Source organism: Candidatus Kryptoniota bacterium (genome assembly GCA_036567965.1).
Taxonomy (GTDB): Bacteria; Bacteroidota; Ignavibacteria; order Kryptoniales; family JAKASW01; genus JAKASW01.
This window is the reverse complement of sequence record DATCTN010000031.1, coordinates 128446-153277: the sequence shown is the minus strand read 5'-3', so window position 1 is coordinate 153277 and position 24832 is coordinate 128446. Positions and strand designations below refer to the sequence as shown.

Below are 24832 nucleotides of genomic sequence, written 5' to 3'. Positions count from 1 at the left end.
AACGGTCCGGACGAACAAGAATGAATTCCGAATCGCGAACAGACACGACGATTCCGGACGATTGCTCTTCGTTTAACCTGCGATGCTTGCGGCAGGGATGCTTTCTATCAGATCGAGCATTTGTTCCTTGCTTTCCTGGCCGATTGTAAACGCGTCGACAAAATCGAGACCGAGCACATACCTGAGGCACTCGTCTTTTCTCGCGACAAGCCGACCTGCGCCAAATATTTTCATTCCCACAACGCCTTTTCCGCCGGAGTGCATTTTCTTCAGGACATCCGCGACTGTCGGCACGTCAGCGTCCATCATTGTGCCAGCTGGGTTGATGCGTGCGAAGTCCACCTGTACCCAATCCGAATCCGCCGCCGACCGCAGAGCTTCGAGGGTGTGGCATGATACTCCATGCGCACGGATGACACCGTCCTCGCGCGCCTTCGACAATACTTCCATTGCACCGCGCTTCGATGTGGGCCAATCGCGATCCGTCATCATATGAAGAAGAATTATGTCTATATAATCCGTTCCGATTTCTCTCCTGAACCTGTCGAGGTCCGACCGCATTTCGTCCGCCGTGGTCGCCTCAGTCTTCGTAAGAATCACCACTTTTTCACGCGGTATTTTCTTCAGTGCCTCCTTCAAATCTGGATGTGTACCGTATTGGTCTGCTGAATCCCAGAAGTTTATGCCTCTGTCATACGCGGCGTGGAGCAGGTCGGCGAGTCCGCTCAAGCCGAGGTTTTCCGACTGGTCAGATCGGTGATTGAATCCGTGCGTGCCTGTTCCAACCGCAAGACGTGACACTTTAATTCCTGATTTTCCCAGCGTCACGACATCGCTTGCGAACTTCTTCACTGGAGCCGCGGCTAATTTCCGGGCGTATGACGGCAGTGAGAGCACCCCAGCAGCCACCGTCGCGTACCTGATGAAATCTCTTCGTCTCATGTTCGATTCTCCCGAAAAATTGAATTCAACAAGCCGCCCGTCGGTGAGACCATGTGATTTTTCCGGAGCGGCCCGTTAAATATTCAACGCCGCAATTGATCAGGAGGTTCTCGGTCTGGTAATGACGCCCATATCCGCACGATAAAGCGTCCCGTCGGGAGGTCATCGCGCATTTCGGATTCCACGGATGAAAGCCTGAATATTCTCCGTCTTCACTCCCGGAGGCATACCGCCCCCACACGACATGATCACTCTCGCCTTTTCCTTCAGAGCGGCCGCCATTTCACCTGCGGTTTTTTCGACAACGGCGGGAGTACCCGCAGCGAGCACGTCTCGCGGAGGTAGATTCCCGAGCATCGTGACGCGGTTTTTCGACATTTCTTTAAGCTCGTTCAATGTCACATCGAAACCCATGTTGAAAAGGTTGACTCCCATCTCCGGAAGGAACGGTGCCGACACTCTGCACGGTGCATCGTTGTGGAGAAACTTGATCGAGACATTTACGTCGAACAGTTCCTTGAAGAACGGCATGCCGAACGAAAGGAATTCCGTCTCGCCCATGAATCCGATTATGTCATCAAGCAGGAAAATTCCGTCGATGGTGGGAAAAGTTTCCATCTGGAAGTTGAGCCAGTTCTTAAGGAACGCGGTTATCTTTTTGACGAGCGTCTCGGCTTTCTCAGGTTCCATCATCATGGTCGTAAGGAATTCAGTCGAACCCATGAGATAGCTTGCGATATTGAGAGGCCCTCTGGCAACGGCAAATCTGATCTTATGTCCGGCCGCTTCGATCTTCGGGCGGGCAAGTTTCAAGCGGTTAACAACATAAGGGAGGAGGCCGTCTGTTTTTGGATTGGGCTCCGGCAGGTAATCGATATCATCCGTCGACCTGATGATCTTATGGGCAAACGGAAATTCATCCGGCGGGAATGTGCAGCGTGCGCCAAACGCCGAAGGCTCTGTGCACATTCCAAACTCCGACCAGAATCCTGGAAGAAACATCACATCCTGAAAATCATTTAGTGCCTTCAAGTTGGCATTCAACCACAATTCATCGTTGGAGAAATAATCAATGATCTTTATTCCGTACCAGTTCGGAAGCCATGGGCTATCGATCACGAAACCGATCGGAAGCGGGTTGACCTGCCGGCCGCTGACGATTTCTTTCAGAGTTTCCCATTGTTGATCTGTCATCTAATTCCCTCATTTCATAATATCGACATGCAATTGAAAAAAGAAACTATTTCGGTCCCGGCGGATAGGCTCCGACGTATGTTTCTTCCGCTCCGGATTTTTCCAGGAATGCGGCAACATCTTTCGGAAGTTTCGTTCCGAGTTTTACGCCGGGAAACTCCGGCAGCAAACGGTAATTATGAAGCACAGCGCTCTTGAATACCGAGTTGCTGTATCCGGTGTAAGCGCGGCTGTCAGACTCGAACTCAGGATACAACTTGGTTACACTTTCAGGGGAATCAAATCCGACCTGACATGTATCATTTTGTGCGGGACTCCATAAGATGAGTGAATACTCTGTCCTGTTTGCATTGCGCACATATACATTGTGGTCGAACTTGCTCAGTTCCGGTTTCGTAAGCTGACCGCACACAGATGCCGGCTGCCAGACGAAAAGGAGCGGTCTGAGAAAATTCTCGTCTCCCGTGAGAAGGTTATTTACAAAAATGTGCCCCTCACGTTTGTCGACATCGGGACCGGTGCTCGAATGCCAACCGAACCTGTCTCCCGCGGGAGTCCTGCCGTTCCTTCCGAAGCATGCCATGCTGTTGACGAAAGTGTTCTGGTAGACGCCGACGTTCGAGCTATTGAGTATCATCATGCCGTGGTCGCAATTCACAAAAACATTTCCGGCGCACACTGCGCCTTTTGAAATCTCGAAGAAAAACCCATTGCTGCTTGGCCAGACCTGGTTTGTCGGGATTGTCTTCTCGACATGGCCGACATTCTCAACCCAGTTGTTCACGAAAACGCCGTCTACTTCGCCCACATCGTACCACACGCCGTTCGAGTTCGGAAGGTCAGTGACGAGATTATCGCGGAACGTCGCGCGGTGGCATTGGTTAAAGATTTTCACGGCGGCAGGATAGTAGCCGGTGATATTCTCAATATTATTCCGCTCGAAAATGTTTCCTTCAAGAAGAATATCATTTGATGCAATGACATAAACGCCTTCGGTGCTTGTATTGCTAATCATGCAATGTCGAATCGTCAGGCGGTCTCCACGGAAAAATCCCGCGACCCGCGAACAGTATGAGATCGTGCAATTCTCGAGTGTCGTGCCGACGACGTCCTTTCCGAATTGCGATTCGTCCTCAGCCTTGCCCGGCTCAGCGCCTTCGATCTCGAGCGCTCGGTATGCGTACTGCGTGAACGTAATGCCGCGGATGGCAAACCCTTCATGGTCAGCTTGTTTCCCGTGACACTCACCAGTGGTTCTGATGAGCGCCGAGTTGAAGGCGGTGATCTCCACCAGACGGTTGGTCGGATCTATGCCGATGTACACCAGGCTGTCGTCATAATCGATGTAGTATGAATTCTCATCGACTCCGCCCTCCCATCCCACTGACTGAAGGAACTTCCCGTCGACAAACACCATATCATCGTTGAACTTGCACAGCGGAGTCTTCTTCCCTTCGGTACTGCGCTGCCACCAGTCGGCGGGCTTGTCAGGGAAAAGACGAGTCCACTTTGTGACCCACAGGCCGTTACCGAGGTTTTTCCAGTTCGCGGCGACATAGGTTCCCTTCAGTACCGGTTGCTCATCTTCGTACGGCTGTATGGCAATTCCCTGGTTGACCTCCAGGTTTCCCGTCCGGTATACTCCTCCGCGGATTACGATGGCGTCACCCGACACGACTCGCGCAATTGCCGAATCCAGTGATGTCGGATTCGTCAGGGATTGACCGGGCTGCGCGCCGTTTCCGTCAGGTGCGACATAATATACTTTTCCAGAGACGATCGGCAACTCATAAGTTTGTCGAGCGGGACCGTAAGGTCCACCGGAAGGCTGAGCCGAAACCGGTATCAAGTCACAACACAAAAGGAAAAGCGCCGGGATGAAAGTGTATCTCAGAAATCGATTCATTGGAATGCCTTCGATTTTTTGCGGGTTTGTGTCTGCATTATGTTTCCTGTCATTCCGTTTATCATTTAATCAGGACAAGTTTCTTTACTTCATTGAAATTCCCCGTCACGAGCCGGTAGAAGTAGACGCCGCTCGGGAATTTTGCTGCATCAAATGAAACACTGTGCGTTCCGGGTGTTTCTCTTTCGTCCACAAGCGTTTCAATTTCCCTTCCTATTACATCGTACACCTTCAGACTCACGCGGCTGGTGGCTGATAGCTGATACCTAATAACTGTTGTCGGATTGAATGGATCGGGGAAGTTCTGGTCGAGCGTCGGCGATGAAGGGAGAATCGTCTTCTTTATTCCTGTAGGGTTCTCTGCCACGTAATTCATCAGCCAAGTCAATGCCGGCCGCACGGATCCGTTCGAATAAATCAGGAAACAATTTGGAGTCCGGTTCCACACCTGCCCCTGTATGTAACCAAAGAAGGTAATTCCTTTCACGGCGGGGTGCTTCCAGAATACGGGGAACTGATTTTCGATGATGGAAAGCTGTGCTGCATCACTCGACTCGTTGATCGTGTATTCCGTGATATAGATCGGCACGCCTGTCGCTGCGAGGATATCAAGATTCGCTCTTAAGACTGATGAATCCTGCTGTTCCAGAAAATGCATCTCGCAACCGATCCCGTCAATGAGATTCCGCTGTTTCAAAAGATTAATTATGTTCACGTACTTATAGACTGACGCATAGGGATCGGACGGGTCGGAATTAAGAATGTAGTATTCATTGATAAGCAGCTTCGCATTCGGGAAATATTTCCTCGCCAGTGTAAAAGCGGTAATAACCCAATCCCAGCCCGTCGAGCCTGCGCCTCCCAGCGCGTTGTAATATGGTACAGGGCTTTGGGAGGCCTGCGGCGTGTCATGGAGAGGCTCATTTACAACGTCGACCATTGCCGTTTTGGGATATCTCTCTCCACAAAGCCTTATCCAGTTGACCACATCCTGGTACTGATCGGATGAATCGAGTGAACCGATCCACGACGGCTGTTCCTGCCCCCAGACGAGATTATGTTCTTTGAAAGGGATACTGTCAATCAACGCAAAATCATAAATCTGGTCAAGAGAACTCCAGATCCACAATGATGTATCAGCAGATAAGCTGGCGACCCGTCCAAATTTGCCTTCATCCGCGGGCGTGACTTGATTCCAGTAGGTCAGAAAGCTCTGCGGAATCGGTAAGCTCACAGCGCAGCCGACGAACTTGCCCTGACCTTCCGCAATTTGAGACAGACACTTCTCACCCGATAAGAAGACTGACGCGAATATCAGCCCGAGAGTAGCAATAAGTCTCATCCGGTGCTTCACCTGGTTCTTCAATTCGATACGAAAGTGGTCACGCTTGATGCATCAAGCGAAGCGGCGAAACCTCCCCCGGTAACAGGTATGCTGATCCCTTGCGCGCAATTTTTCGTAGTCGACGTAACATATGGAGTGAATGAAGACGCGGACCCGCCCTCAACATCAAATGTCAAACGGGATGAAGACGAGTTAGTGCTGATGACCACGACAACCACTTTAGAGCCGTTCTTGTAAGCCGTCAGGTAGACCCCTGGCAAAGGATTCGCTGTCGCAGCGACACGGTATGATCCGGGACGGACGAATTTTGAGTACTGGGACATTACATAGCCTCTCTTCATGACCACGCCGCTTTCGTTAATCGGTCCGTAAAATCTTATGATGTACCACCATATGTACGCGCTCATCTGGTCGGCCATGCAATCATTGATGCTCTGGGCGGTTCCCATGACCGCGTTCCATGTCGTATCGGTCACAAGATATTCTGTCATCCATAATTCTTTCCCCTTACTTAGTGCAAGCGGATAAGGCGAGGGGCTCGTACCGTACAGGTGTCCGCCGACAATGGTAAGATGGGACGCCGCGAGGGAATCGTTGAGCGTCGGATCGGAGAACGAGTGTGTGAAGCTTTCGGATTCCGGCATTATAATCGGTGTGCCCACTGCGGGCGCGTTGTTCCTCATGAAATTTAGAAATTGCGCTCCCGTCCAGTAGCACGACTCGTAAGTGACGTTTGCGTCGGGTTCATTCTGGACTGAGATAGCGTACATCGGTGCGCCGTTATTCGCCATGGTATCCGCGAACGAATTGAGGAATGCAGCGAACGCGGCGTAGTTATTTGTATCCAGGCTTCCGCCGACAATGTTGTCGTTAGTCTTCATCCAAGCCGGCGGCGTCCATGGCGATGCAATGACCGTCACACCGAGAGTTTCCGCCGCCTTTGCCGAGGGGATGTTGATGCCAAACTGTGTGGAGTCGGGCGGGATCCGGAGGCGCATTATAGAAAGCCCGAGTTGGCCGGGGCCTGTTCCGAAAGCGGTCTGGATTTCTGCCGGCGTCATGTCTGGCCGCCAGGTGACTATATTAGCCGCACCAAATCCCCTAATTATCTGCTGGGTGCTGTCGAAGTAAACCATCACAGGGGCCGGCGCGGTTACACTGTAATCGAGTGTGGTATCGCTTTGAACCGTTACGTTGTTGAATTGCTGCGGGGTGATCGCAGGGAATGTGCTGTCTGTATTCTGAATCTGCACGGTAAAAGTTTCACCTGCTGGAGTCGCGGGCTTCTCATATTGTATTTCTGAAGATCTCGAAGGGATCAGACCCGAAAATGAAATGGGCGCGTTTTCACCTCCCAATCCAAAGACAAGCTTCCTGGCCTGGGCTTCACCTCCCGCCTGAAGGCGATAGATGTAGACACCTGCTGCGACTCTCTTTCCGAAATTGTCTCTCCCGTTCCATACTATTCCGTGTGCCCCGGCCGACTGAAAGCCGACCGAAAATTCCTGGACCTTTCTTCCAAGAATATCGTAAATCGTAACCTTCACATCCGATTGCTTGTCGAGCTCGTAAGGGATAGACGTCGCACTCGAAAATGGGTTGGGATAGTTCTGTTGCAGCTTGAAACTGGACGGTACGTTGGTCCCATTGTTAACTGACGTAATCGAGCCAATCAAGAAATTGCCCATACTGTCAGTTACAGCTGTGTATTTTAGAGTGGGATTACCATTATCAGTGAAAATGATCGAGGCATTTCGGACGGCATTCGATGACGCCGACACGTTGCCACTGACGGTGTACGACTGCGCGTAGGCGCTCGATGAAAATGCCGCGGCCACTACAATAATTGCAAAAAGACGTTTATGAAAATTGTTCATGCTGTTGTTCCCGCTTTCTTATATCATTTGAGAAGCAGAAGTTTCTTAACCGCAATAAAGTTCTGAGTGCTCAACCGATAAAAATAGACTCCGCTCGGAAGATTGCTCGCGTCGAATATGACATTGTAATATCCGGCGTTCTGTCTCCCATTCACTAGAGTCGCGACTGTTCTTCCAAGAACGTCATAGATCTTCAGGCTTACATTGCTGACTGCCGACAACTGATAGCTGATCACAGTCGTCGGGTTGAATGGGTTCGGATAGTTCTGAGAAAGTTTAAACTCGGTCGGAACCTCTTCAAATTCTTTTATACCGGTAGCTATCGAGTCTCCTGTCGTGAAACTCAGCGGCGCGGAGAAATCGCCGGTGTCGCTCGCATTCATTGCGCTGACATGCCAGTAGTATTTCACATGAGCGGTAAGGGCCGGCAGCTGCAGGAGCGTGTCGGATACCGTCGTGTCCGCAACTACACTCGTGAATATGTCGTTCGTCGATACCTGCACCCGGTATAACGATGCCGCTATCGATGTATGCCACGACATTACGGGATTTCGCAGTGCGCCTGTCGTGTTGTCTGCCGGTGATATCACCGCCGGCTGCAGCAGATACTTCGCCAGGTACGTCGTCAGCCACTGTAACGCCGGTCGTTCCACTCCTACAGAATCTAGATATGCGTAGGGTTTCCACGTGTCTCCGTAATTATATCCCCACAATGTCATCCCCTTTACGCCGGGATCTTCGTAGAAGAGAGGGAAATACGTTTTATAATTTTGAAGTTGGGTATTGCCGTCTTTCTCGTCAACATCGAACTCTGTAATGTAAATAGGCAAACCGGTGGCGGAAGCCAGTCTGTCAAGATTGGATTTCAACGTACTAACGGGATAAGAATACCTGGATCCAAGGTATGCCGCGTCCTTGAATTCAAAGTAGTGTCCCTGGATTCCGATCCCGTCGATGAGTCCTCTTGACTTCAGCGTGTCAATGAGGGCGATGTAGTTACTCGTGACCGAGTTGCTTTGCAGAATGTTGTATTCATTCACCAGGAGCTTCACGCCCGGCGCAAAGGACTTCCTTGCCCATGTGAACGCCGTGACGACCCAATCCCAGCCCGTAGCCCCCGCCCCGCCAATCGCATTGATGTAGTTGGGCCTGCCGTTATTCCCGTCGGGTGGAGTATTGAAGGGTTCGTTGACGACATCGACAAACGTCGCTTGCGGATATCTGTGCCCGACGCTGTCGATCCAGGCTTGTATCGCGGCTCTTTGATCGGCGGAATCGAGTGAACCGATCCACGAAGGCTGCTGCGATCCACAGATGAGGTTGTGCTCTTTGAAGGGAATCCCGTTTATCAGGGCAAAATTATAGATGGCGTCGAGGCCCGACCAACTAAACACGCCCTGAGTGTTCTCTACACTTCCCCACTTGCCGTCATTGCCTGGAGTGACCTGATCCCAATACTGCATGAAGTTCAATGGAATATTACTGCCAAATGTTACGGCATTGCCCACGAACTTATTCCTGCCGAGAGCCAATTGCGAGATCGACTGAGCGGGTAACGAGACGACAATAAGAAGGGATAATGCAACGGAGAGTTCCCTTCGTTTGCAGCGACGCATTACTTCAAACAACATGTTCGGCTCCTTTTCACTCTGGTACTTGAGTACTGACTAGAATCCTATTGAGTTTCCGCCGTCGACCGGAAGCACGATCCCGGTAATATATTTCGACTGGGACGAAGCGAGAAAGAGCGCGGCGCTTGCAACGTCTGAAGGCTCACCAAGTTTCCCAAGCGGAGTTCGTTCGAGGACTTTATTTTTTCTTTCAGGATCGGTATCCAGCGCTCTCTTAGACATCGCGGTCTCGATGAAACCGGGCGCGATGCAATTCACGCGAATGCCGTGTGGCGACCACTCGACTGCAAGGGCGCGCGTCATTCCTTCGATGGCAGATTTGGATGCCGTATAGGCGACCACTTTGGGGATCCCGTACAGGGACGCCATCGAGCTTATCATTATAATATTGCCGCTCCGACGCGCCAGCATTGGCTTTGCGACTTCCCTGCTCAGCGCGAAGACAGCAGTTTGATTCGCGAGTATTATTTCTTTGTATTCCTGGTTTGAGAGGGCGAGCGCGTCCTTCTTCAGGTTGACACCCGCGTTGTTGACGAGAATATCGATCTCGCCGACAGTTGAGGTGATTTTCTTTATAAGCGATGGAATCTTGTCGATCTCATTCAGGTCAAATGCGAATGACTTCACGTCACCGTTCAGTTTTTTTTCTGCCGCGCGAAGCTTATCTCTGTCCCTTCCCACGATGACGACTCGGGAACCGATTGCCAGGAACGCTTCGGTTATCGCGTACCCGATTCCGCCGGATCCTCCCGTCACGAGAACAATTTTATTTTTCAAGTCCTCATATAGAGGAGTCTTGTCTAGTTTACTTTTCATCCGTCCCTTTCGAATAAACGCTATCATTACCAATGTATCTAAACCAATCAAACTCCGCCTTGTTGCCGCTCAATTTGCCCATTGATGTCGCGTATAAACCGAACATACAGCCGACAAAGCCTCCAGCGGTCTTCGTACTCAAGAACGCAGCGTCAACACTGTCACCCAAAGAAATCCATCTGTCATTTTTGAAGCCGTATGAGAACGAGTAGTAAGCGCCCTTCGCCACGATCTCAAGATTCAATTCGGAATTTCTTCTGTCCGGGCTGAGCTCGCGCGAGGCGATGAGTTCCATCTCAGTCTTCGAGCTGTCGCTGTCGATAGACCTGTAAAGCTGGACCGCAGGTTTGCCCTCTTCAAGAGATTTGCAAAGGAAATAGAAGTGCGACTCGTTCTGGAAAATTATCAGACCGGCTTTCTCGTTTTCAGCTTTAGGAAGAAACTGGAATGCTGTGCTCGCTGTGCTAGCCATATGTTCCTGGCGATGAGCTATAAAGCTTGGATTATTCTTTCCGGAGCATGTCTCCGGTCTAAGTTGCAGAGTCAAATATCCTTTCCTGTCGCGCAGGTTGTACCAGTTTTCAATAGGAGCCCTCAGGAATTCCCAAACGAGGTTCAAGCTATCTGAATCAAAGTCGTCCCGGAATTTGAAATTGCCGCTATAAGATGATTGCTCGTCTGAGCTAACCGGGGGAAGTGGTCGTTGATAGAAGTACTTCACTGCATCGCCGTGTGGAAGAATTATCGGCCAGTCGTTCTTCCAAGTCACAGGTGCGAGGAATGTTTCTCTGCCGGTGTTGTAGGAATCGTCCGCGTATGGCCGGCAACCGAGAAAGACTGCCCACCAGGTACTCGCTTGAGTCTCGACGAGATCCGCATGTCCCGTGCATGTCACCGGATTCTTCCGGTCAGGATTCAAATCCCTCTGCGTGAGGATCGGGTTATCTTCGTAGGGAACATAAGGGCCGTCAATGTTTTCGCTTCTGAACACGACTTCGGAATGATTTTCGGCCGTACCTCCTTCTGCAGCGATGAGGTAATACCTGTCGCGCACTTTGAAAACATGAGGTCCTTCAATCCAAACTGGTTTGTTTTTGATATTTGTTCCGCCATTCACAATAATTTTTTCTTCATCGAGAACATGCAGCCCCACGTAGTCAAATTCCCGGATCCTGATCGTCCTGTGCCCCTGGTAGAGCGGCTTATTATCGGGCGCGATGCTGTTAAAAACCAAATACGCCTTTCCGTTGTCGTCGAAAAACAAAGATGGATCTATTCCACTAACCTGCGGTAACCAAACCGGCTTTGACCAAGGGCCAGCAGGATTCTTTGCTGTACAAACGAAGTTTCCACCTCCATCCACAAATGTGCAGGTGACATAAAAGAGTCCATCGTGGTACCTTATCGCCGGTGCGAATATCCCTCGCGAAACCCCGAGGCTGTCATAATTCAATTCGTCCGGCCTGTCTATAACATACCCGCTCAATTTCCAGTTGACAAGATCCTTACTGTGGAACACCGGGATGCCCGGATAATAAGCAAAAGTGGAGTTGACAAGATAATAGTCATCGTCCACGCGACAGATGCTGGGATCAGGATAGAAGCCAGCGAGGATTGGATTTGTGTATTCCGATTTCATTTGTGCATGCAGGTTAAAGGTGGCTCCTGTAATCATGATAAAGGCAAAAAGGTAAAGAGGCATAGAGGCACAAAGCAATTTCTTTCTCTCGGTGTCTACGCATCTCCGTGCCTTTGTCCCTCTTCCGGTTGTGATCACCAAACTTCGATTCATCTTGAATCACTTTCCCGTCTCAAATGGCGAGGCAGGTAAACCCTCCCTGTTGTACAGGTTCGCACCGGTGGGTGTATCGGCCCAGGCATACCGGACGGCGACGGGAACCGATACCGAATCACTCCATACAACTACCTCGTTATCTCTGATCGTCGCATTTGCCCAGACGTATTTGCCATCGGCACCGCAAATCTCAAAAGTTCTGAGGTGTCCGCCCTTCGAGACCAACCCGGTTCCGACATTTGTGAACGAGACCACGGCTCTGGCTCCTTCAATCTTCACGCTTTTATAAATCGGACCGGAATAGACAATCTTGTTGTTGCCGTAAGCCACTTTTTCAGCCGCGAGCGCCAGCCGCTTGCCGACATCGCCTTTATCAAGGGGATGAATGTCGTTCCACTCGCCGATGTCAATTGTTACCGCCATGCCAGTGTTGGGAACCGAGAGTGTTTGAAGCTGTGCCTCCCTGAGACCCGCCATGCCGCTCTCGGTGGGATGGTCGAACGGTTCACCGTAGTTGGGAAGCTGGACGTAGATGAATGGAAATTCTCCCTCACGCCATTTCTCCCTCCAATCGGCAATCATAGCCGAAAATTTCTTCGCGTACCCAATGGGATAACCCGCGTTCGATTCGCCCTGGTACCAGATCACGCCTTTGATGGTATAGTTCAAAAGTGGAGCGATCATCGCGTTGAAACACCCGAACGGCTGATAAATTATTGTTGGTCCTCCAAACGGCATTGGCGATGCCGCAACACCTACTTTGTATTTCCAATTCCCGGCAAGATTGATAATACGGTTCCCTATTACCAAAGCATACTGTTTATCCTTAATGAATCCTCCGAGGCCGCCTGAATTAAGAACGCGTACCACGACAGTGTTCTTACCCGCATTGAGCAAGCCCGGAGCAACGTCATATCTTCTGGGAGGATACTGGTAAGAAACCGACCCGACGAACACTCCATTGATGTAATCAAAATCGGCATCAACGATTCTCCCCATGATGAGCTTTGCCTGCTTGCCTGCCAGAGACGGCGGCACAACAAACTCCCTCCTGAACCAGACTATTCCATTGGTGTTTTTCAAACCTTCATCCGCCCAATATGCAGGGAGTTTCATCGTTTGCCATCCAGAGTCGTTATAAGTTGGATCGTACCACGGTTTGTCGCCGTGGAGACCTTCATCTCGCTGCCACACACTGCTATTCCAGCCACCATATACCGAGTCGCTCCGTTTTGTGATGCTGTCTCTGTAGGCACTCTCGCGGAACTTTTCGCCTCTTGCCAGAATGTCGGGAAATTCCTTCAACGCATCCTTGCTCATCCAGGCTTCAATCGGTGTTCCGCCGACACTTGCGTTTATCAAGCCGATCGGAACATGGTATTTCTCGTAGAGGCTTCTCGCAAAAAAGTATCCTGCGGCGGTAAATTGGAGCACCGTCCAGGGATTTGCCGGCTCCCATGTGGTCCACTGTATGTCATCCTGGGGCGCGCTGAAATCATATTTATCGGGAACGAGAATCTGTCTTATGAAGGAGTTGTCAGAATGAGCGATCACATCTTCGTATTTCCATTTGACTCTCGCCATAGGCAGCTCCATGTTGGATTGCCCGGAACAAACCCACACGTCGCCGATCAGGATATTGTTTAGAACGATATGATTGTTGCCGTCAATCTCCATGCTGCACGGTCCGCCCGCTTTCATTGGAGGAAGCATGATCGCCCACTTTCCTTCTGAGCCAGTCGTTGTGCTGACGATTCGCCCTAAGAATCTGACTGCTACTTTCTCGCCCGGTGAAGCCCAACCCCAGACGCGCAGGGTGTCCCCTCTTTGCAAAACCATTCCGTCACTGACGAGACGCGGAAGTTTAACGTTACAGACACCGGCTTGTAAAGCGACAAACAAAATGGAACAGAGCAAATAACAAAAGATATTTCTCTTCATTCGTTTTGAACTCCTTCGACGTACCATGACTAATCTTCTACTGATTGACGCTTGTCATTTATTCGTAGCTGTAAAGTCTCACTCTCTGGATTGTGAATTTTCCACCGCGCAGGAAGACCTGTCTTCCCTGGTTTGTCTGGTCACCATTCAGACTAAGACCTGGAACCCATTTCCCATCCACGAATCTTCCTTCATAGTCGGTGCCAATTCCGGCAATGGAATTTCCTCCGGCGCGCGTCTCGAATGTAATGAGCATGCCTGTGCCGGCAATTATAAATTCATCCGGAGACAGCATAATGATCATGCCTCCCACTCTCGGCGTCGGCCCGCTTTCCCTCTCTGCAAATCTCCATGCGTATTCGTGCTTTACGGTGAACAGATAATTTCCAAGAGTAATCTTATCTTCCTGACCCGCACTGTCGAGCAGGACACCTGCCATTGTGCCTTTACCCTGGTTTTCAAGTATCAACGGAGTGAGCTCGTGAAGCACTTTGTATCCCTGCGAGACCTGATTATGATCAGGGTCTTCGAGAGACTCGATTGAAAACGGGCTGAAGCCGATGGCATTGTGCTCGGCGAATGCAAAATAGGCGTTTGCGACACTTTGACTGTTCGCGCATTCGGGAATGAAAAGAGGATTCCCTCGATGGTCGTATTTGCCGATCCACTCCGAAAAGTTAGCGAAGTAGACATCGGGGGCCAGAAAATCCAGATGAGGAGCCGCCGCTCTCCATATGTCAAAAAGGTGAGGCAGCGGTCCCGCACTCGGGTATTGGCCCGGCTTGTATCCGGGCCGGATCAATGCCGCGTTCACGTACATAGGCAGAGGATATTCACGTTTTCCTGCCTCGGCAACATAGTCTGTGTACTTTCCAAAATACCATGCCATGAATAACTCGTCCGTGCTCAATCCTTGTCCGAATATTTCTTCCCACGTTCCGGTCGTCTTGAACCCGTTTTCCTCCCAACTATTTCTCATGCCGGCTTCAAGCGAATCTTTATGTGTCTCCAGGCAGTTGATCAGCTCCTGTGGCACGGCCGCCTTAAAAGCCTTATTTGCTTCGGGAGAATAATCTCTTGCGTCCGGTATCATTCCAATTTCATTTTCAACCTGTACCATGATGACAGTATAGCTCTTCTCCCGAAGGGATCCATTCGGACCGTCTATCGTCCGGATGTGTTTCATCAGCGCGGCGAAGGCTCCCGCATCGGCATCACGGGACTCGTCGCTGAAGGGCGTCAGTATTTCAAGCGCCGCTCCGCTCTTCGCGCGCGCTCTTGGAAACCTCTTCTCATCGGTCTTCACCCACAGGGGAGTATAGCAGGACATGCTGTTCTTCCACGAACCGAACCAGAGGAAAACGATTTTTAGTTTATGTTGTCGCGCCGCGGTAATGATGCTATCGACTAACGTGAAATTGAAATGTCCTTCTTCGGGCTCTATCAGCTCCCAGTAAACGGGAACTATTAGAGCGTTCAGGTGCATCTGCTCAAAGTTCTTCCAAAATGGATTCAGGTAATTCATATCTGACGCGGATGAATTGCCAAGCTCGCCACCCAGGACAAGAAATGGTTTACCATCAACGACCAGTTGGGTGGCGGTTCCATGCTTGACCAGATGTGGGATACCGGTGTCCGACCTCTGCGCATCGAGGACCGGTGCCGACAAGAGGGCAACAGAAAATACCGCGATGGACATGATTGTCTTATGTCTGCCCACGCTCAGATGACGAAGCCGGCGGGGCAGCTCCAGTGTCATTTTGCATGATGACTCAGGGTTCTTCATTTCTACATTCCTTTTGTCCTTGAGTATCGGCGAATCTCAAGACCGGTTGCACGAGGTCATTTTCATCTAAATTCATTTAGCTGATGAATTTGCGATTGTATCAAAATACCGTTGCGCAAACTCGAGGAAGTACGGCCAGTTGGGTCCGACCGTATGTCCGTCCTCATGCTGGCGAAATCCGAGAGCACCGTCGACGATCTGTGTGCCCATCACCGGCATTTGGGTGACCTCCATAGATTTCTCTCCCAGAAGTCTGTAGACCGGTCCCGCAGCAACCTCTGCCATGAATTGCCCCCTGTCATCAACCCAGCTTCCTTCCTCCTGCGGCGAGCCGCAGCTAATGAAAACCGGTCGCGGTGCGCAAAGGTCAATCAGCTCGTGCGAATCGACGGATAGACTATCCGGATTCAAAACATATTTCAGGAAATTTCCGGCAAACCAATGGTACTCTCCTGACGAACAAATATTCCCCATGTCCTCACCGAAGTCGCGCCGGTAAAGTGCTGCTCCACCTTTGCCGGAAGATCCGACAAGTACTATCGCAAATCTCCGGTCATATGCCATGGTTACAAGAACAGCCTTGCCATAACGAGAGACGCCTTCGATGCCGACTTTCTTTGCGTCAACCGACTTGTCCGTCTCAAAATAATCCAAGACTCTGCTTGCTCCCCAAGCCCAGGCACGCAATGCCCCCCATTGACCTGGAGTTCGCGGCTGACCTTTATTCACCAGTCCGACGATTCCTTCCGTCAATCCGGCGCCATTGTCCGGCTGGACGCTCGTCGGAACATAAATGGCATATCCCCAACCCTTGTCGAGAACTTGTTCCTGCCACGTCGGTCCTTTTGGTTCAGGCATTCCGGGAAATTTAAAACCCGGTGGAAATACGAATCCGAATTCCATGATCACAGGAACCGGGTGTACCACTTTGGCAGGGAGTGTGAGAGCAAGTTGAATATTCACCTGAATATCAGGATCGAGCGAATTGTCCGCATGTCCGACGAGATGTTTTATGACAACAGCGACACTTCCGATCGTGCTGTCCGTGGTTTCCACAATTCTCCAATTTACTGCCGGCACATTCTCCGGAACGTGACCGAAGATCTCCTCGTCGAACTGTCTCTCCACTTCGGGACGGCGGACTTTCCACCAAGCATTGGCATCCGCGATGGTCAGGCCGTCATCCATTATCAATGGATCCGGCAGATTCCGATATGGGTTTGCTTTCATCTCATCATAATTGTTCCATGTTCCCCAGGCGGAGCGCGTGTAGGTATTGCCGGTGCTGTCGTACCAGCTTGTTGATCCTTTTTTCTGGAACGTGTCCGCGGGGCGGTTGGGATCTTCTGCCGGAGAGGGAAGTGAGTCCGGCAACCCTATGTGAAGAATGTCGATCATCCTCTGCCAATCTTTCTGGGATTCGGCACCAATCTTGGCGAAGTACGCCGCGCGTTCTTGAGGGGTCATCTTCGTGAATTCAGGTGTCTGAGCGCTTGCATGAGAACCGATGAACAGAGCCGCAAGGAAAATATTACGCAGAGAGACGCGGAGGAGCCGTGAGCTCGATTGAACTAAGAAGTCGCCAAGTATCGCTTGAATCTCTTTGCGCGACTCAGCGCAATCCTTCTTCGTTTCAATCGTCATTCTTGACTTCCCTGTGAAAACTTTCGGGCGGACCGAGGTAGCTGGGTTTGGCACCTCCGAAATTGACAACGATCTTCTCCAACGCGATTCCCGGATCGATCATCCAGATTTTCAGCGTGTGATAACCAACCCGTGAAATTTCATGTGCAGTATGACAGCGACGTGCGTTATCGGCTACCGACTTCTCCCAATCCCGGTTACCGTTCTGAGCGTTATATTTATCGGGAACGAGAGCGACAACCTGCGGGGCCTCATCATCGAAGGACACCGCGTACCTCACAGCGCGACCGGGCATGAAATTCAAGGAGGGCCCAAATATTCCTTCGACATCGATCTTACCCGAATCAGTTAAGAACATTTTGTATTCCAGAAGAGGAGAGTCCTTTCCGGGGTCGGCTGGTGGGTCGTCAGGACCGGAACATGCCCGCATCGCGGACAATGTGTTCCCGTAATTTTCGATCTGAACCCACTTTCTTGTGCCTGCATCTGACTTGCTTGAATAGTGCGTAGCTTCGATCGACACGCAGCCGTCTTCTTCGACAAACCCGTCAAGGTTGTCGCGCGTAACATCAGCGGGATTCCATAACCGAACACCAACTGGCACTTTTTTGTCTGTTCCGGAGATTGTCAAAGTTGCGGATGAGAAACCTTGCGGAGCTTTGCTCCAGTCTATGTCGACCCAGATCCTCGACTGATCGCGAACCTCGCTGGACGGAGAACTCACTTTGATCCAGGGATCGCTCGCATGAACGGCGTACTCAAATGGCGTTTTGCCTTTATTAAAAAGATCGATGTGGTGTCGCTGCTCATTAAAGGGATCGAACCGCGGCAGCTCGGGAGCATCATTGGGTCCCGGCCATGCCTCGTCCGAATTTTCTACTGCCACACCCATCGCAGCATCGGCAGGCAGATTCAACTCTTTCAGATCGACGGCCCCCAGATTATTTTCAGACGGCTGATTCCAGCCGGTGTACCCGATTACAGGTTGATCCATGAAATGGTCCCACTTTCCGCCGGCAAAAGTGCGGTTGAAGTAACCGAAGAGACTAGTGTCCTTGCTGAAGAGCGATCTCGTTTCATCCGCCATACTGTCTGTAAGTGAGCGGCCCTGCTTCGCATAAAGCTCATTCCGCCCGGCTGCATAATACATCTCGTTCAGGATCGCGCTCACCTGAGTCGGGAAAAGGACAAGTTCATAGAACGCATCGCGTTCATCTTCGGGGAGTTCTTTAAAGATTTTCTCCGCGTCATCTTTTAACGAGTCGAACGCCGCGATCACATTTTCTGCTTCGTCATAATCGACGAGGCTATAGGTCTTCGGTGCGAGCAGCTCCGGCTTATGCCTGCCGTTAAACTTTGTATACTCGGAAAGAATCCGCGCGATCTGATCGGAGTATTTCTCGCCAAACTGTTCCTTTGCCCATAGTTCCGAGTACTCATTCAGATTCGAGTTCGTCCATCGATCTGCGTTCCACGCCAGGTCCATGAAGAACTCTATAGGGAATTCATAACCTTTTAGATGGCCTACGTTAACGATCCAGATCCTGTCCGCGCCGTATTCTTTTGCAAGCGACAACTGGTCCCAAATTTTTGAAATTGGACTCGTGTTTATCCACTGGTAGTTCCGAGGTCCGCCGTGATAGTCGAAGTGATAATAAATTCCTGCGCCGCCAGGTCGATTTCGTTCCCCGGATGTCGGGAGTCTCCGTACATTCCCCCAATTATCATCGGGCCACAGTAGAGTCACGTCGTCCGGAACGCGCATTCCCGCGCTATAGAAGTCCAGCACCTCTTTGTAAAGACACCAGAGCTGCGGAACTTTTGTGGCGTCCGGATTCATTTCCTCTGCGAGAATATTCCGTTGAACTCCGACAATTTTCTCCAGGAGTGTCATGTTTGCTTCGGGGCCGCCCGGAGCCATGGGTGTGTCATTTGCACCGCGGAGTCCGATCGTGACAATGCTCTCATAATTCTTGTTGCGTCTTATTCCTTCTTGCCAGAAGCTCTCCAGAGTTTCGGGAAACTTCGCGAAGTTCCAGCTCCCCAGCGTGCTCTGATACCGCCTGTCCCATTCCTTTTGCGCGCGCATCATCGGCTCCTGGTGAGACGTACCCATGACTATTCCGTATTCATCGGCAAGCTTCTGGTTTTCAGGGTCGTCCTCGTTGAACGCGTTGTTCCACATTGCAGGCCAGAGGTAGTTGCCCTTTAGTCTGAGTACAAGTTCGAAGATTTTCTCGTAGAACAAGTGACCGTAGTTCGCGATGCCGGGCGGGACGGGCGGGTTTTGACTCACGGCCGCCGTTCCGAACTTGGCGACGATCCAGTTTGTCAGGTCCGGCCATTCATCGTTCAAAAAAATTCCGCGATACTTTACCGACGGGGGACCGTCTGTGTGACGACCGGAAGTCACGTAAATATTTTCATGTTGCTTTATAGGAACATCTGCCCACCAGTACCACGGAGATACACCGATCTGTCTTGAAATCTCGAACATTCCGAAAATTGTTCCGCGTTTATCGCTTCCGGCAACAACAAGTGCCCGATCAACTCCCGGAAGAGGATTATCGACGGACTGGATCAAATACGCCTCCCATTTACCGGAGATTCCGGTCACGTCTATCTTTTTTTGCTGTACCAGCTTATCGACCAAGGCACTCCGTCCAATTGTACCGACAATTACTATCTCCCCATTTGAGGGGACGGTGTCGGTGTAGATTTCAGGTTTTGCACCGGTCGCCGCCTCGACATCTTCTTGAAAATCTTTCAGGATGAGAAGGACTCCTGGATAGTCGTTCGAGCTGACCAAAAGCGGCGCAGGTCTTCCTGAAGAAGAGAGCGGGAAGCCCGCGCCAACTTTTTCAAATCGAACAAAAGAGTCGCCACCGACTGCAAATGCTTGTTGCGGACCGGAAAGGAGAAAAGCAAAGAATATTGAAATTATACCACAAGAGACACGCCTGCGTGCCTGCGCGTTGGAGCGAACTAACATGGACTTGCATGCACGTGCTGATGATACGGCGCGTAAACGTGCCGAAACGCACTTCGGTCGCTTACGCTCCAAAGCTTCAGCGACGGAGCGCGTGCAGGCACAGAGCCACAGAGGGAACGAGCGCCTCTCTCTGCCTCCGCGACTCTGTGGTCGGATTATGTGAATAGTAAGTTTCACTCTCTGCCTAAAGTCATTTCGTACAAGCTTCAACCGGTTTCCCTGTTGGATCATATATTCTGAAGTTGCCGCTTACCTGAAGCATTGCGAGCATGTACAACATCCCGTCATAATATCTGTAGAAACCGCTGGGGACAGGACTATTCCAGAGCTTCTCGACAAATTCTTGCCTGTTCCGGTTCGTCGACGCAACTGCCGCAACCGCGTTCATCGCTACAAGGCCCAGGCTGCGATCGTGAGACAGAGGCTTTCCGTTGAGCGAGTATTGGTTCACATACGCGTCTATCCCCTGTGAATAAAAAAAGTTCAGAAGCCGGTTTGCTTCTTCGACTTCCCGCGGATCTTTGTCAAACCACTCGTGATCCATCGCGATATTCATAGCGACGCGCCACGCGTCAAAGCGGAAATCATCGTGTCCGCGTCCCCATCTGTCGAGAGGGCCACCATCGAAGTTTGAGTAATCGGGGGAGAGACCCGTCTTCGGATCCGCTGCCTGTTGAAGAAGATCCCGACTAGCTTTCGCCGCGTCGCACCAGAACTGGTTGTTCGTCCATCTCGCCCACAATTCGTAGAAGTGAGGGAGTTGGTACGATGGGTCGGTGAACCATGATGCCTGGGCCGCCGGCACGAAAGAGACGAGCTTAGACTTTGCGTCGAACATGTCGGTTACGTTCCCGTGGTCCGGTTCATCTTCTTTATGGAGCATCGTATTCAGAATCTCTTGCGCTTCGGTCCGGTAATCATAAATTCCGTTCCCATTTCCCCATCTCGCCGAAGCGAAAAGCAAAGACATAACGAACCACTGTTCACCGTCAGAAGCCGCAGTTGAATCGAGAACTGTCCCGTCGGTTTTGCAGTGCCACGCAAAGTAACCGGAATGCGGTCCGGCTTGAACTTGCATATTCGATTTCGCCCACTTCCAGATTCGGTCGAAGACATCTTTTCTGTCCATTTGGACAGCTATCATCATTCCGTAAGACATTCCCTCGGTTCTGACGTCGCCGTTCGCAATATCTTCCACATAGCCCATGTCATCTCCGGCGGGGTAGCAAACTCGCTGGGATTCGTCGCCGCCGAAGAACAACCGGTTGAATGCGGTATCGATCTTCCCGCGTGTTTCACTTTCGTTCTTACCAAGCAGCTGGACGAAGAGGTTTACATATCTGCCTGAATAATATGAGCCCGACCGTTGGGATCCGGTCTGGGTGCGACACGGAGAGGCGTTAAAGAGTAAAACGGTTAGAGATGCCGCAGCGAGACTTCCATTTATTTTCATCGCGTTGGGGCTCCTGTCTCCTAGGATCGTTTTACAGATGAAGGTTTCACGATACGGCTTTTAGTTATGAATGGCGACTGCACTGTTAATTGGTACTATGACCTTTTTCCCCGTCGGTCATACTGCGCGGAAAAAGATTTCCGTCCCGGCGGAGATCGCCGGGACGGAATCTAACTGAAGGAGAAGTCAACCTTAGAAAAACTTCCGACCTCCTGCGGTTCGGGCGGAGGTTATCGCTCGCAGCTGTTACAATCTTTCGGTCGAAAGCGATGACCCATTACCCGGACCGAGAGCCGGTCAGGAACCGCCCTCTCCTTCCCCTCCCTTATTCAGGGAGGGGAAAGGAAAAGAGCTGGTTGGTTTTACTTCATGAAGATCAGTTTCTTGACGGAAGCGAAACTATTCTTCCCGTCCTGGCTGTTGGCCTGGATGCGGCAGAAGTACACGCCGCTGCTCAGGCCTGCCGGTGACCACTGCATGATGTAGTGGTTCGCCTGTTGCAAGCCATCCGCGAGCGTTGCGACCTGCCGACCGAGTATGTCGTAAATTACAACCTTCACGTACGAACTCTTCGGTATGTCATAACTGATCGTGGTCGACGGGTTGAACGGATTCGGGTAGTTCTGCAAGAGCGCGAACTCTTTCGGAATGTTGCCGCCTTGTTCATCAACCGCGTCTATTAATCCTGTGACGAAGGTCCTCGTAGATGAGAATACACCTTCCCCCTTGGTATCGATTGCGCTTACATGCCAATAGTATCTCGTGCTGGCATCCAAATGAATCGACAAAGTTACCGTGGTATCACTGGATGTCGTGTCGCGCACTATAGTAGAAAAGTCATTAGCCGTTGCGACTTGCAGGTGGTAGAGTGTCGCATACGTCATGGTGCGCCACACAAAGGTTGTCAACCGACCGACACCCGTCGCGCTGCTAGCAGGTGAAGAGAGCGTCGGAGCGGCGGGGAGCGGGACAATCGTCTCGAATGAATCTATCGCGCTATATGCGCTTGCGCCGCCAGCGTTGTATGACGCTACACGCCAGTAGTACCAGCTGAGATTGTGCAATGAAGTGGCCTTGAACGTCGTGTCTCTCGTCGTATCCGAAGTAAATACTAACGAAGAGAACGATTTGCTTGTGGAGATCTGACAAATATACCCAGTGTCAGCCGCCACAGCGTGCCACTTCAAAATCAGGGTATCTGCACGCACAGACATTTGACCTTGTGCAGGGAATGCAAGCACCGGTACTGCCGGAACAGTCATGACCGTAAACGTATCGGCAGACGAAAAGGCAGCCGCGCCACCGGGGTTGACTCCGCGTACACGCCAATAATACTTCGTGCCGCCGGCGAGCATCACGGTATTCGTCGTGTCGATAGTTGAATCATTGACGGCAAAGCTTGAACCAAATGTACCGTCAGTCGACACCTGCCAATTATATTGTGCAGCATCCGATGTTTTGCTTATCGCCAGTTTAAGCTTGTAAGGCTGGTTCGTTGCTTTGTTTGCAGGCAAGAGCAACGTGGGCACTTCTACCGGAGCCTGTACGATGGTCTGGAAGGAATCAGCTATGGAGAAGCCGCTCGTGTAATCGGTGTCATACGCGGCAACGCGCCAGTAATACCATGAACTATAGCCGAGTCCAGTAACTGCGCTGCTAGTTGTGGCCGTCGAATCGTTCACGAGAACGTTCGTCTGAAATGTGGGATCAAGCGAGAGTTGCACATGATAACCAGTAGCGTTGGCGGCACTGTTCCAATTTAGTGTCAGCGAGGTTGCCACTCCCGTCGAGTCATTCTTCGGGCTGACAAGGGCAGGAACAGCGGGCACCAGCTCGCCTTCCTTGACAGTATAATACCGATTGACCCCATCTTTGAGAACAAGGGTCTGGCTGGTTCCATCGGGCCACTGAACGTGCACGCTGTCAACCGTGGTCGCTGTGCCAAGGCCGAAGTTTGCTCTCAATGTTCCGCCCATACCTGCGGAGCCGCCTTCTGCACGGATGACGCGAACTTGTTGATGTCCTCCGGTCCACACGGTGAACTTTGCTCCGATTGCCGACTTGTTATGACCAGTGCCAATCGGCTTGAACGCAATCCAATGGTTGGAATTGCCGCCGTTCAGCTGCAGTGCAGGAGTACCACCGGTATACTGGAATATGTCAAGGAATCCGTCGTTATTATAGTCGACTAACTGTCCAGCGCGCGCACCACTTGTCGCCAGTCCATCTGTGGTCGCTTCGTCAGTGAACGTACCATCACCGTTGTTCCTGTAAAGGTGTTGGGGTCCGTAGGTTTGGATTGTATATATATCCTGCAACCCATCATTATTGTAGTCGCCTATGCTCATTGCCCGTTGGGATGTGACCTGGGTCAATCCGTTATTGGCAACGACTTGCACTCCATTCCACTTGTACGTAAACGTGCCGTCTCCCTTTCCGTACAGGATAATATCGGACCTTAAGGTATCATTACCGTCCCTGTTATCGGTTAAATTAAGACCGTTTAATACGAGATCGGGGATACCATCGTTATTGAGGTCACCCCATTGCTCACCAATGGCAGAGAAGTGGCGGACGGTATCATCGACAATGATTCCTGTATCCGGATGAATGCTGGCATATTCAATACTGTCAGCAGCCCCATTATAGGTAAGTGTTACAGAATCGAGAGCATAGATTGAGCGTCCAAGAGTCGTTGCAGTCGGCACATAAAACTTGACTGTACCATCATTCAAGAACAGGACGCAACCATTTACACCGCCCGATGATTTGGTGTTTATTCGGGAAAATCCGTTTCGGAAACTCGGCATCAACAAATCTTGGTAGCCGTCATTATTTGCGTCGAAGAAGCGTACATCCCAGGATTCGAATGAATGGGCGGTGTCTATGGCAAGATTTCCAGCTGTTGCTCCTTTTCCTATATCAGTAAAGCCGGTCGGACCTCCTTTAAGGAGCCAGATACCTCCGCCGTATGGCACTGACGAGCCCGTAATACCTGTGAAGGTACCAGGATACGCGATGCTGAGGTAATTGCTGTGATCGATAGGTGCCGCCGAAGCCCCCTGGAAGACTTCGCCAGTAACTCCCGCCGTCGCAAGATCGCCAGTGCCGGTCGCCGGTATGAACACCCCGGCGCTGTCATAAAATAGACCGGTATTGGGATTGCCGCCATTGGTTGAAAACAGGTCGGGAACGCCGTCGCCATTAAAATCGGCGAGTAGCAAACCGGTCGAGTTAGTATTAGGCGTAATATTCGCCGTGGCAGTCGCATCCTGGGTGAACGCTGTGATGCTGTTATGAAGAAGGATATTGGATGGAATGAAGACATCCAAATTCCCACTCCCTTTCAGGTCTGCCCATGCAAAGCCGCCGTTTGCGCCGGCACCCGTTAGCGTGGGAAACGTCGGACCTGCGGAGAATGTCACCTCCTGCGCATTCACTGTGCTGATGCCCAGCAACAGCAAGAACAATCCCGCTGTTGCTGAACGTATAAATGTTTTCATATTTCCT

General features: G+C 51.1%; 14 protein-coding genes. All 14 read right to left on the bottom strand.

Going from position 1 to position 24832, the window contains the following annotated elements; genetic code table 11:
* Window positions 1-72: 72 nt before the first annotated feature.
* The 14 genes from VIS48_15540 to VIS48_15475 all read right to left on the bottom strand — a co-directional run bounded on the left by VIS48_15540 (window position 73) and on the right by VIS48_15475 (window position 24825).
* On the bottom strand, window positions 73-942 hold the full coding sequence (locus VIS48_15540) for an aldo/keto reductase (protein ID HEY9167566.1): 870 nt from the start codon (window positions 940-942) through the stop codon (window positions 73-75).
* A 162-nt stretch (window positions 943-1104) separates the two neighbouring features.
* Window positions 1105-2136, bottom strand: a complete 1032-nt coding sequence (locus VIS48_15535) for a uroporphyrinogen decarboxylase family protein (GenBank protein HEY9167565.1) — start codon at window positions 2134-2136, stop codon at window positions 1105-1107.
* A gap of 46 nt (window positions 2137-2182) precedes the next feature.
* A complete protein-coding gene (locus VIS48_15530; protein HEY9167564.1) occupies window positions 2183-4042 on the bottom strand; it encodes a right-handed parallel beta-helix repeat-containing protein in 1860 nt (619 codons plus the stop codon).
* Between the two features lie 61 nt (window positions 4043-4103).
* Entirely contained in the window at window positions 4104-5384 is a 1281-nt protein-coding gene (locus tag VIS48_15525) for an endo-1,4-beta-xylanase (protein HEY9167563.1), read from the bottom strand.
* Window positions 5385-5404: 20 nt separating this feature from the next.
* Window positions 5405-7264: a FlgD immunoglobulin-like domain containing protein gene (locus VIS48_15520; GenBank protein HEY9167562.1), complete on the bottom strand. Its 1860-nt coding sequence runs from the start codon at window positions 7262-7264 to the stop codon at window positions 5405-5407.
* Window positions 7265-7287: 23 nt separating this feature from the next.
* Entirely contained in the window at window positions 7288-8895 is a 1608-nt protein-coding gene (locus VIS48_15515; GenBank protein HEY9167561.1) for an endo-1,4-beta-xylanase, read from the bottom strand.
* Window positions 8896-8931: 36 nt separating this feature from the next.
* Window positions 8932-9711, bottom strand: a complete 780-nt coding sequence (locus VIS48_15510) for an SDR family NAD(P)-dependent oxidoreductase (GenBank protein ID HEY9167560.1) — start codon at window positions 9709-9711, stop codon at window positions 8932-8934.
* On the bottom strand, window positions 9701-11503 hold the full coding sequence (locus VIS48_15505) for a glycoside hydrolase family 43 protein (GenBank protein HEY9167559.1): 1803 nt from the start codon (window positions 11501-11503) through the stop codon (window positions 9701-9703). Before VIS48_15505 ends, VIS48_15510 begins: the two co-directional genes overlap by 11 nt.
* A 6-nt stretch (window positions 11504-11509) precedes the next feature.
* The gene (locus VIS48_15500; protein HEY9167558.1) at window positions 11510-13447 is read right to left on the bottom strand and encodes a sialate O-acetylesterase; all 1938 of its coding nucleotides are present in this window, start codon (window positions 13445-13447) and stop codon (window positions 11510-11512) included.
* 58 nt (window positions 13448-13505) lie between these two features.
* Window positions 13506-15233: a DUF5597 domain-containing protein gene (locus VIS48_15495; GenBank protein HEY9167557.1), complete on the bottom strand. Its 1728-nt coding sequence runs from the start codon at window positions 15231-15233 to the stop codon at window positions 13506-13508.
* A gap of 72 nt (window positions 15234-15305) precedes the next feature.
* Window positions 15306-16877: an acetylxylan esterase gene (locus tag VIS48_15490; protein HEY9167556.1), complete on the bottom strand. Its 1572-nt coding sequence runs from the start codon at window positions 16875-16877 to the stop codon at window positions 15306-15308.
* On the bottom strand, window positions 16867-19869 hold the full coding sequence (locus VIS48_15485) for a glycosyl hydrolase 115 family protein (GenBank protein ID HEY9167555.1): 3003 nt from the start codon (window positions 19867-19869) through the stop codon (window positions 16867-16869). Before VIS48_15485 ends, VIS48_15490 begins: the two co-directional genes overlap by 11 nt.
* A 190-nt stretch (window positions 19870-20059) precedes the next feature.
* Window positions 20060-21322, bottom strand: coding sequence for a glycosyl hydrolase family 8 (locus VIS48_15480; GenBank protein ID HEY9167554.1), 1263 nt, complete (start codon window positions 21320-21322; stop codon window positions 20060-20062).
* 362 nt (window positions 21323-21684) lie between these two features.
* Window positions 21685-24825 carry an FG-GAP-like repeat-containing protein gene (locus VIS48_15475; protein HEY9167553.1) on the bottom strand — a complete coding sequence of 1047 codons (3141 nt, stop codon included), beginning with the start codon at window positions 24823-24825 and terminating at the stop codon, window positions 21685-21687.
* Window positions 24826-24832 lie beyond the last annotated feature (7 nt).

Bases quoted from the DNA above. Each gene is read 5' to 3' on its own strand.
- VIS48_15510 (HEY9167560.1), bottom strand. From the start codon at position 9,711: ATGAAAAGTAAACTAGACAAGACTCCTCTATATGAGGACTTGAAAAAT.
- VIS48_15500 (HEY9167558.1), bottom strand. From the start codon at position 13,447: ATGAAGAGAAATATCTTTTGTTATTTGCTCTGTTCCATTTTGTTTGTC.
- VIS48_15480 (HEY9167554.1), bottom strand. From the start codon at position 21,322: ATGAAAATAAATGGAAGTCTCGCTGCGGCATCTCTAACCGTTTTACTC.
- VIS48_15485 (HEY9167555.1), bottom strand. From the start codon at position 19,869: ATGTTAGTTCGCTCCAACGCGCAGGCACGCAGGCGTGTCTCTTGTGGT.
- VIS48_15505 (HEY9167559.1), bottom strand. From the start codon at position 11,503: ATGAATCGAAGTTTGGTGATCACAACCGGAAGAGGGACAAAGGCACGG.
- VIS48_15520 (HEY9167562.1), bottom strand. From the start codon at position 7,264: ATGAACAATTTTCATAAACGTCTTTTTGCAATTATTGTAGTGGCCGCG.
- VIS48_15515 (HEY9167561.1), bottom strand. From the start codon at position 8,895: ATGTTGTTTGAAGTAATGCGTCGCTGCAAACGAAGGGAACTCTCCGTT.
- VIS48_15475 (HEY9167553.1), bottom strand. From the start codon at position 24,825: ATGAAAACATTTATACGTTCAGCAACAGCGGGATTGTTCTTGCTGTTG.
- VIS48_15535 (HEY9167565.1), bottom strand. From the start codon at position 2,136: ATGACAGATCAACAATGGGAAACTCTGAAAGAAATCGTCAGCGGCCGG.
- VIS48_15530 (HEY9167564.1), bottom strand. From the start codon at position 4,042: ATGAATCGATTTCTGAGATACACTTTCATCCCGGCGCTTTTCCTTTTG.
- VIS48_15495 (HEY9167557.1), bottom strand. From the start codon at position 15,233: ATGAAGAACCCTGAGTCATCATGCAAAATGACACTGGAGCTGCCCCGC.
- VIS48_15525 (HEY9167563.1), bottom strand. From the start codon at position 5,384: ATGAGACTTATTGCTACTCTCGGGCTGATATTCGCGTCAGTCTTCTTA.
- VIS48_15490 (HEY9167556.1), bottom strand. From the start codon at position 16,877: ATGACGATTGAAACGAAGAAGGATTGCGCTGAGTCGCGCAAAGAGATT.
- VIS48_15540 (HEY9167566.1), bottom strand. From the start codon at position 942: ATGAGACGAAGAGATTTCATCAGGTACGCGACGGTGGCTGCTGGGGTG.